This is a genomic window from Desulfosarcina sp. (assembly GCF_033791525.1).
Lineage (GTDB): Bacteria > Desulfobacterota > Desulfobacteria > Desulfobacterales > Desulfosarcinaceae > Desulfosarcina.
On sequence record NZ_JASJGN010000274.1, the window covers coordinates 16,753 to 27,134 of the forward strand.

A 10,382-nucleotide genomic window follows, 5' to 3' on the forward strand; every position below is an offset into this window, starting at 1 on the left:
TCTACCCATTCGGGAAAGCCGGAGGATTCCAGATCCGGCGTTGCCAAGGGATCGCAGTAGAATGATTACGGTTTAACCCTTGGCGCCTTGTCTCTGAAGTCCTCCGGCTTTTGCAGCGCTGGGGTAAACCCAGCGTGAATCAAGGAATGTCCAACCGATGGTGGCGCCTATTCAGATATGGGCGCCGTATCTGTTATCGGTCATGCGTGTATTTGGAAACCTTCCAGTCTTCGGATATTTTGTAGGTGACGTATGGCCAGAGGGATCTCACCGCCCGGCACTCTCTTTCGAGGACCTTCATGCGGTGTTCATTTACTTCTTCTTTTCCTCTCTCCCTTTGAGCAGCCAAATTGAATCTTTTTTCACTCATTGCAATAACACGGGTGATCTTATTTTCGCTGGTACTGATCTGACCAATTAAGGCCGCGTAGAGGCCATCAAAAATCAGCACTTTTTTGCCTTCCATCTCCAGAGTGATTTGCTTGACCGGCCGGGAACCATCTTCGTTGATAATGATAACGGGAACCGTAACGGACTTGTCATGTTCAAAACAAGACATTACTTCTTCAATCCTGGTTCTGTTCATCTCATTCAAGCCCACGTTATTATCGTAATCTTCCGCCCGCCTTTGCTCACGCTCGGCAGGCGTAGTCACATAGGCATTGTCAAAAGACCACTCGATAGTTGGAATCCCCTGATCATTCAAGGACTCTCCCACAAGGTAAGCGACCTCGCTCTTGCCCGTGCCCGATTCTCCTCCAGCAGCAAAGATGACCTTTCCGTTTACCTTGAGCACTCGGAGGATAATCTGCACAAGGTCGTTGGCAGCGCTCTCGTGTCCTGCGGTAATCCTCAGTTTATCCAAAGAGATCGGGGCGGTTACCCATCTGATCGATTCTTCTTGTTGGATGTTTTCACTGTGGTTTTTTGTATCATTGCTCATGACAACGCTCCTTCATGGATTTGCCAATGCCCTAAATCGTACAATTCGTCGATGCCTCTGTCATTTACACCCAAACTGAGCGTTTCAAATTTTTTAGGATGATAGATGTTGTTAATTTAATTGAATAATCCCGTAAACAATCCTGAAAAATATGAAACCCGTTGGGATTGCCGATCTCACCACATCTACGGCGTCAGATGCCTTCCCGCATAGGCGACTATAGCGGAAAGGTATCTTCCTTGTATCTGTAGTGAGCTCGACAATCGCTCAGTTTGGGTTACAGTAAGGTTTCGGAATTCCATATATTTTCCATAGATGTCATAAATACTTGATAAGTTATATTATTGTCAATCAATGCCCTTTGTTTTGCCAATCTTTGGGCCTGCTGATGGGATTTTGCCTACTTGACTGGTTTGAACGGGTGGCTCAAACTCGTCAATCCAAGAGTGCCAAAATAAAATGGCTCACATGTACCTCTCAATGAAACCTGCAATAAATCAAACCTGTAAAAACGACAGGTACCAATACCTTATCTCAACCTTGGCCCAATTGCAGATAATATCCCATCAATTTCATGGCTGCCACAACTTGTGATTACCTAATCAATCCCCCACAAATGGACAAGGGGCCAGTAATAGCCCCTTGTCCGTGAAACGTATAGAACAACTGTTAGGTTGCCGTTATCAGTTTAGAACAGCATGGTCCATGCCAACAATCCTGATCGAGGCAAAGACCTCAGTATTCTTAGATATTGTGGGTTTTCAGCAAAGCACACCTGATCTGATCAGGTACTCTTTTGTCTACACTCGATCTATACCAATGTGTAATCGATTTCGTCTACGAGTGAACGTCGATATTAGCCAAGCTGACATCTGGATCATTTGGGATGACTCCCGGACATCATGTAGAACATTCGCCCTGGGACCCGTATTGGAACCGGGATTAACTCATTTTACCATGCATCCTATTTTAGAGAGGCAATCGTAAATAAAATAATTGGGTTTGCTATTTTAGCCAAAGCGCTTGACCCCTGTTTCTTTTTTAGTTATTTTAGTAAAATACATGTAACCATTCAGCGTAAACTATCAGCAATACTAATCTTGCGGAAGAAAATCCGGCAGCTTTCCATCAAACAAACAACTTAGTGCATGACTTGACGACACCCCGTGCTTACGACAAGTCGACAAGTAGCCTCGAACACGGCAGAAGATCTGGGCACCCTCGATTGAGCGAAAGCATCCCGATATCTTTTGTTGAACTTTGGTCATACGGATGTCATTTTCACCCAAATTATTCGTGAACGGAACATAATCAACATCCATAAACCGGAGCACATCATTTTCAAAATCCCTTAGCCGTTCCAACAGATTTCTGGATTTCGATTTTTTGATCCGACCTCTTTTGCCTTTTTTCTTGTCCCTTATGGGTTCCGGGCATTCGATTTCGGCTTGTTTAAGCAGGTCTCGGTATTTTTTGCGGTATTTTTTTATCCTTTATCATCCAAGGCGCCACCGGCATCAATGACCTTACGGTTAATCGTTTCCAGCAACCCTTTCATCTGTTTGGCCTACGCTTGACCGTCTTGTTCCCAGGCTCTTTCCAACTCCCTTAAGTGATGGGCGTTGCAAAGGGCGTGAGTGCAATCGTATGTAAAATAAGGCTTCCAGTGATCATGACACAGTATCCCCGAGAACATCGGCAAGACCCCCATATCATTCATGGCGTCTGTACCCCTTTTTTCATGGGGATGATAACAGGTCCATTGATCGTTGGATAAGCAATGCAGCCAATATCGTTTGCCTCCAAGATTGATACCGGTTTCATCGGCATGCGCTACCTTTGCGGCAGCCAACTCAGTTCGTGTTCGATTTTCAAAGTCAGCCAACAAACCGTAGGCCTCTTTGTTGAAATTGAAAATCGACCCCTCGCCGATCGGTATCTGGAGCTGATCGGCAAAATACTCCTGGACCCGGTTATAAGGGATCAGCTGATATTGCGACAGATAGACCGAGTGGGCTTTGATCTGCACACCATATTGGGCCGCCTGGGTCACCCCTTTGGGAAATGGGGCCACAAACCGGTGACCTTTTTCATCCTCCAGAATTTGCGCCCGATATTCGGTCAGCAACCTTGAGATATCGATATCGAACACCTGGCGAGATTCAAACCCCACCTGCCGGTATTGGCCCGCAGGTAGTTTGCGGCGATCGACCTTGATTTCCTTAACCCTGTCCGGGTTATCGATCTTTTTAAGGGTTGTGCCCACATGACCATTTTGACCGCCGGCCTTGTTCCTGCTCTTTTTTCGGGCCTGCTTTTTTCTATTCGGATCGGTCGATGGCGGCTTGCTGCTGTTTGTGCTATTTAGATTCAACCGGTTGGCGAGCAGGGTGATGACCAGAATCAAACTCTCGAACATCGATTTCGTGGTCGCCGACAATTGCTCATCATCCCGAATCAGGGTTTGGGCCTTTTCAATCGTACTTTGGATGTCGATGTTTTCGATTTTCATTCGGTTCAATTCCTGTGTTTATTGCTGAAGGTACTATAACACAGGTTTTGAAACCGGAATTTTTGGTCCTCTAATCGACATTAGCGCGTCGAAAAATATTGGGCTCAAACGGGTTGCTTGTTCGGGTCAAAAGTCCTCCTGTCAAGCTATCAATTCGTCTGGTTGTTGGAATATGAAAAATCGTCGGAAACATATTAAAATCAGGGTTTTTCACAAAAACCCTGTCAAGTCTTTTTTACTTCTTTTTTAACTTTTTGCTGTGTAGTTACCAATAATTTTCGCATGTTTTTATGCAACATTGGGGTTCACTTGATTTCGACTGATGCACGATAAAATTTTGAAGGAGTGAATGATGAAAACCCGTATTACCGAACTTTTTGGCATCCAACACCCGATCATTCAAGGCGGCATGCACTATGTTGGATTCGCAGAATTGGCTTCAGCCGTGTCTAATGCTGGAGGTCTCGGGATCATAACCGGCTTGACGCAGAGGACGCCGTCGGATCTCGCCAGGGAAATTGAGCGCTGTCGCAAAATGACGGATAAGCCTTTCGGAGTGAACCTGACCTTCCTGCCCACCGTCACTTCACCCGATTACCCGGGCTACATCGACGCCATCATCGAAGGCGGCGTTGAAATCGTTGAAACGGCTGGCCGTAATCCCCAGCAATACCTGCCGAAGCTAAAAGACGCAGGGGTGAAGATAATCCATAAATGTACCTCGGTGCGTCATGCCCTGAAAGCGGAGAAAATTGGTTGCGATGCCGCTTCGGTTGACGGATTCGAGTGTGGTGGCCATCCGGGTGAAGATGACATTCCGAATATGATCTTGTTGCCGCGGGCGGCAGATGCGTTAGCCATTCCGTTCGTCGCCTCGGGTGGCATGGCGGATGCGCGCAGCCTCGTTGCTTCCCTGTCCATGGGAGCGGATGGCATCAATATGGGCACGCGTTTCATTGCAACTCAGGAAGCGCCAGTACATATAAAAGTGAAACAAGCGATCGTGGCGGCCACGGAGTTGGATACGCGCCTGATTATGCGTCCTCTGAGGAACACCGAGCGTGTCCTTAACAACGACGCTGTCGAGCGCCTATTGGAAAAAGAGGCATCACTGGGCCAAAATATTACGTTTGAAGACATTATTGAGGAGGTGGCCGGCGTTTATCCCAAGGTCATGATGGATGGCGAGATTCATGCCGGCGCGTGGTCCTGTGGAATGGTTGCCGGTTTGATTGATGACATCCCGACCTGCAAGGCGCTTCTCGAAAGCATCATGTCCGATGCCGAGTCGCTCATCCGGGGTCGTCTTGAAGGTATGTTGACTGAGAAGAGCCCCATATGAATGCTTTATCAAATTCTAAAGCAAGGAAACATCAAACTTATTTTGTGGCCATGGGTGAGAAAGAAAACAATTTCTGTCAGGTATGATCAAGGACTATGCAAAAGCCGTCCTAAAGGGGTATTCGCCCACCGGCAGCAGGGTCGCAGGGCATGGGGACTGGCATTTCAAACAGTTTAATGATTGACTTGTCAATCTGACATGAGGTAATCGATCAGGTACCCAGTCCAATGAGTGATTCATGAAACGCATCGCCCGACACGTCCCATATTTTCAGTCCTTTATCAAGCTGATAGCAATCGACTAAGTCGGTTTTATTCCCGATAGGGGGGCATTAAAATGACTACGTTTATTTATCAGACCCTGACAAAATTCGGGTACTCCCACCCGCTTCACCCGACCCTCACACATGTGCCCATCGGAATGGTTATGGGGGCATTTATCTTTGTTTTGGCCGCCCTGGTTTTTCGAAAGAAAAACCTGGCTCAAACCGCAAGACATTGTTGTATTCTGGCTTTGATCGCCGCTTTACCGACAGCTGCTTTAGGTATTATGGATTGGCAGCATTTCTATGGCGGCTCGCTTCTGTTCCCTATCCAAATGAAACTGGTTCTGGCGGGCATCCTGATTATTCTGCTTATTATAGCGGTCACATTCGGATTTTTCAGTCAGCGGGTTTCTAAGGTCGTCATCTTGTTGTACACGCTTGCCTTGTGCAGCACTATCGGTTTGGGCTATTTTGGCGGTGAGTTGGTCTATAGCAGCAGCGCATCGGCTACCGCCGTGTCGGAGAGCCCGACGGCCGGGGGGGAGGGCTTGCTCGTCTTCAATCAAAACTGCTCTGCCTGCCATCTCAGTGACAGCACGGCTAAAAAAGTGGGTCCGGGGTTAAAGGGATTGTTCAAAAGTGATAAATTCCCGGTGAGCGATTGGGCGGTTTCGGAAGAGAACTTGCGCAAGCGCTTAAACGAACCAATCGACAAAATGCCGCCTTTCGGACACTTGCCGCCGGAGCAGGTGGAAGACCTGATTACCTATCTTAAAACACTGTAAAGGTAAAAAAATGGTTTCAAAGTCAACCCGATGGAAAAGGATGATTCTGGTTGTTGCCGGCGTTGGAATGTCATGGGCCTTATTTTTCTCGCCAACATGGGCCCAAACCTATGTGTCCGGCAGGGTCATTACCGCTGACGGCAGGGTGGTTGCCAGCGGGGCGTTGGCACTGGAAAAAGGAGAGCTGCACAACAATGCATTTTTAGTGGGCGGCGCCATTGGATCGGACGGCACCTTTAAAATCCCACTTCCCTCCGGCGGGCCTTGGGGGCTGCATGTTTACAGCGAAAACTATATTTATTTCCCGCTGCAGATACAAATTGCCGCTGGGACTGATAATGATATCCCGATCATTTTACCGGTTGATGGAACGCCCGCCGATAACCCCAGGATATCCAACATCACGTTCAATAAAATTACCAATCAGGTATTTCAAATTTCCATGCAGGTGGATGATACCGACGCCAACCTGGGCCCCCAAATGCTGGCGGTCGATACCAAACGTTTTAAATCGTATCGTCTGGTGCCGAAAGATGGGGATATAAAGGATAAAAAGGCCGATTTTCCAAACGGTGAATACCTTTCCCCATTCATCCCGGTGGCATTGGATGGTGAGGATCTGAGTGGCTGGCTCGTCGTGGTCGCCGATCACCAGTGCAGCAATGGTACTATCTATGACGGGGCGGGCCAGTCCGTGTTCAAGCCGGCCGTGGCGCACACAGAGACCCTGAATTGCGACATCCCCGGGATCTGGAAATCCAATTTCGATAAAATTTACCGGTTCTCTCAAACGCAGCCGGGAGTGCTATCCGGCGAGCAGATTGCAGGTAATCTGCTCATCGACAAAATGGAGCAAAACGCCGATGCGGTGTCCATTGCTTATCGCTTTGAAGGCAAGACCGGCAGCGCTGAGCTCAAATTGCACTGTCAGGAGAATAAAATTCTGCTCGAGGGGCCTTTCCGATTAGCGGACCGGTCCGGCGACTGGGTTTTCAGCAAACTAAAAAACGCCAAAGCCGCGCTGTCGGGCGAAAAGCTTTTTACGGACAATTGCTCCGTGTGTCATTATGCCGACCGCAAGGACAGAAAGGTAGGACCCAGCTTGCTGGGTCTGTTTAAAAATCCGTTACTGCCGGAATCCGGCCAGGCGGCAAGCGAAGACAATGTTCGGCAGCGGATTATCAATGGTGGGGATAAAATGCCGCCGTTCAAACATCTAAAAGAAGAAGAGCTAAGGGCAATTGTTAATTTCTTAAAAACACATTGACGCTTCTCCTGTTGCCTGGGCTTTCGCCTCGAGGCAGGAGCGGATCAGCCCTAATTTCGATCGCCGGCGAGTTGAATATGATCGCATCGCGCCTTTGCCGCATCCGAAGAATGTTGATTCCGGGCGCATTCTTTCTTTTAGCCCTATTCGCCGTTTCCATTCATTGCATGGAGATTGACATCCGGCTCTCACCCCCCGGCCTGCGGCTCATTAGCGACCCGTCAGTTACGATCCCTGCAGGATTCGATTACACGAACCGGCCGATCACGCTGCCGGCCTATCGCGATACCACAGGCAATCCGCAAAATGGTTGGTCGGCCAAATTCGTCCATATCCGACGATTTGCCAGCGACCAGAGCGCCTGGATTTTTTATCGACAATCGGATTTGAAGCGATCGGTGATAGCAGACAATCAAGGCGGCCAGGGTGCTTTTCGATTCTGGCCTGTCGGAACAACCATTGTCATTGAGATATACAAGGGAAGTGCCTTTAAAAGAGAATCCGACAAATTGATTGAAATCGCCGCTATGTCAAAGATAAACGCCGACAAAGATTCTTTCCTTCAAGCATGCTATCCGGTGAATTGGGCCTATTCCAGGTTTAATCCGGATGGGAATCCCTTGATTACAGCCGCCCGGGTACGCGAATGCCATTCATGCCACAGCATTGCCTTTCACTATACGGGGGATCTGATTTTCACCCAATTTCCATAAAAGTATATGCGTGTGCATTTAAAAGAAAACAACCCATCCGCATTATTTCAAATGTTGCCGTGGCTCCACTGCGCGGGGGCCCTTGTCGTCGTTGTATGCAACGCACTTTTTTCGGCAATCCACAGCCCTCTGGGCCAGGAAATTTCAGCAGGCGAGAGCCCGGGCTTTTCCTGGATTCGGGACAATATTATCATCTGCATGGGCATTGGCCTGGCCTATCTTTTTGGGGTGGGATGGATCCAAATCCGACATGTGCGACAATCTTCAGATACCGCAAGCAGATGGTTGCGGCTTTGGATTTGCCTTGAAGCACTCGGCATCGGCGTCATCGGGATGTCGATTCTTTTCGCGAAGACGGCCTATCTGTTCCCGGCCTCGACCGTGCTGATCATATCCGTGCTCGTACAGGGGATAATTGCATTCCGCTATGCCGGCAATTACGGCATCGATCCGCACCTGCTCAATTTCCGACAGGATTCCGCAAATACCGGGATTTTTCTGTTTCTGCTGTTTATGATTGGGGCCTTTGTCTCATTGATTGAGCCGTCCTGGCACCGATTGGCTGACCTGATCGTGCTGGACTCAAAGTGGGACGCGTTCCTGCGATATGTGTTTCCTTCTCTATTATCGGGGACGATCAATGTTTGGGTGGGTATCGGCATGCTCATCGTTGTTGCCGGCTTCAGGCACCTGTGCAAGTCATCAGATGTGGCTGAGAAATTTCGTTGGGCACCCTATTTCCTGGTCTTCTTTGCTTTGATCGCCGCTTTTACGGCGTTCCTCTTTGTGACGCTTTATCATGCGATCGCCTGGCAGATCGATCAACTGTATTTAAGAACGACCATCTGGCAACTGATCGTCTTTTTCAGCGTGTCGGGCGGGTTTTTATTGACGCGTGTTTTTTTCAGACTCACTCCTCATCTCCCCCGACCGCAACACAGCAGTATGATCAGTGTCGTTTCGCTGACCATGGGCGCAACCCTTATTTTTCCGCTTACCTGGCTCTTTAGCCTGCGGTCTGCCAGCAAAACCAGCTGGGTCCTGATTTCCACGGCGGCCCTCGGCGCCTGTGTCGCCGGTGGGTATTTAATGCTATTCGGAGATATATTTAATCCCTGGTTTACGGCATTTTCCTATCTCAAAGGCGCAATCATTAAAATTGTATCCGTTGCACTCGCCGGAATCGTCGCGCTCTTGATAGAGCAGCGTCTTCATCGGCGGATCGATGCGCCTTTTCGGTTCCGCCGGCAGGGGGTAGCCTTGGCGATCGTAGCCTGTTTGGGATTTCTGCCCTTTTTGGGGCTGGCAGCCAAACCGGAGATCAAGGCCGCCGTGCTTCAATTCAACGAACTCACCCGGGTGGACACCACATTTGCCAGAGCGTTCGCCCGCGTTTTGCGGCTTGATCAATGGATTCAACTCGGTCAGCGGCCCCCCCAGAATCAACATCCACACCCGTGGCCCCAGCCATGGAAACTGAAAAAGACCCAGCCTTCACGTTTGCCTGAAGACTTCAATCTGCTGATTATTGTCGCGGATGCCCTGCGTGGGGATGCGTTTCATTCCGCCGGCTACCATCGCAACCTGACACCGTTTCTGGATCGCTGGGCCCGGGAGGAGGCGATATCGTTTCGGCGGGCATACAGTCAGGGCGGCGGGTCTTTCGCCGCTTTTCCGCTCCTGGTTGCCGGCCGGAGCCGTTTCACGCTCTACGGTCCCGGTTTGCATCGGGAAAATTTGTACTATAAAATCGCCCAAGCCGAGGGAATTCAGCATTACATGCTGATGAAGGGGTTCGGCCCACGACACCTCTATCCACCTGATCTGCCGGTCACCGAGCTGGCCATCCCGCGTGCGGTCAGCGACCGTCAATCGGCGACTGCGGATGAGGTGTTCGACGCAGCCCGTAATGCCATCCGTGGGCTGCCGGGGGGCGAGCGGTTTCTATGTTTCTTGCAACTTATGGATGTTCATAACGATCTGTGGAAGAAAGAAGACGGGCTGGACTTCGGAGACTCGCCACGGGATCTGTACGACAATAATTTATCCTATATCGATCGGGCTTTTGCCCGGTTTGTGGCCTGGCTCAAACACGAAGGCATTTATGATCGCACAGTGATCTTGTTTACTGCCGACCACGGTGAGCAGTTCTGGGAACATGGCGCCAGTCTTCACGGGCATACCGTCTACGAAGAAGAAATCCGGATCCCACTGATTCTTGCCACGCACAATCTCCAGAAACGATTTGAAGCGGTACCGGTCATCGCCGCGGACATCGTGCCGACCCTTGCCGATCTGGCAGGCTATACGGTCGATCCACCCTATGATGACCCCCGCATGGGCATCTCCCTGCTTCCCCTGATCCTGGACAATAAGCAACAGCCTTACTTGAACAGGGATGTGGCTGGAAGGGCCTCATTCAAGCGCCGCTATTTTCTGTACCGCAACTGGGAATGGAAACTGGTCTATTTTGCCGAATTCGATCTCTTGCAATTGTTCAATGTGACCAATGATCCTGAGGAAAAAATCAACCTGTTGACCGAAGAACCGGCGCT

General features: G+C 49.6%; 6 protein-coding genes and 1 pseudogene. 5 read left to right on the plus strand and 2 right to left on the minus strand.

Annotated elements, in window-relative coordinates; all coding sequences use genetic code 11:
• Positions 1-193: 193 nt before the first annotated feature.
• Both QNK41_RS13740 and tnpC read right to left on the minus strand, forming a co-directional pair.
• Positions 194-943, minus strand: a complete 750-nt coding sequence (locus QNK41_RS13740; RefSeq protein WP_319257874.1) for a hypothetical protein — start codon at positions 941-943, stop codon at positions 194-196.
• A gap of 1,094 nt (positions 944-2,037) precedes the next feature.
• A pseudogene (gene tnpC / locus QNK41_RS13745) lies at positions 2,038-3,455 on the minus strand (IS66 family transposase).
• A 352-nt stretch (positions 3,456-3,807) separates the two neighbouring features.
• On the opposite strand from tnpC, the gene QNK41_RS13750 reads away from it, so the two are divergent.
• The 5 genes from QNK41_RS13750 to QNK41_RS13770 all read left to right on the plus strand — a co-directional run.
• Positions 3,808-4,797, plus strand: coding sequence for a nitronate monooxygenase family protein (locus tag QNK41_RS13750; RefSeq protein ID WP_319257875.1), 990 nt, complete (start codon positions 3,808-3,810; stop codon positions 4,795-4,797).
• A 336-nt stretch (positions 4,798-5,133) separates the two neighbouring features.
• The gene (locus QNK41_RS13755; RefSeq protein WP_319257877.1) at positions 5,134-5,847 is read left to right on the plus strand and encodes a DUF2231 domain-containing protein; all 714 of its coding nucleotides are present in this window, start codon (positions 5,134-5,136) and stop codon (positions 5,845-5,847) included.
• A gap of 40 nt (positions 5,848-5,887) precedes the next feature.
• Entirely contained in the window at positions 5,888-7,114 is a 1,227-nt protein-coding gene (locus QNK41_RS13760) for a cytochrome c (protein ID WP_319257879.1), read from the plus strand.
• 77 nt (positions 7,115-7,191) lie between these two features.
• On the plus strand, positions 7,192-7,827 hold the full coding sequence (locus QNK41_RS13765) for a cytochrome P460 family protein (protein WP_319257881.1): 636 nt from the start codon (positions 7,192-7,194) through the stop codon (positions 7,825-7,827).
• A gap of 333 nt (positions 7,828-8,160) precedes the next feature.
• Positions 8,161-10,382, plus strand: a 2,222-nt coding sequence (locus tag QNK41_RS13770; protein WP_319257883.1) for a sulfatase-like hydrolase/transferase, incomplete at its 3' end; no start/stop codon positions are given.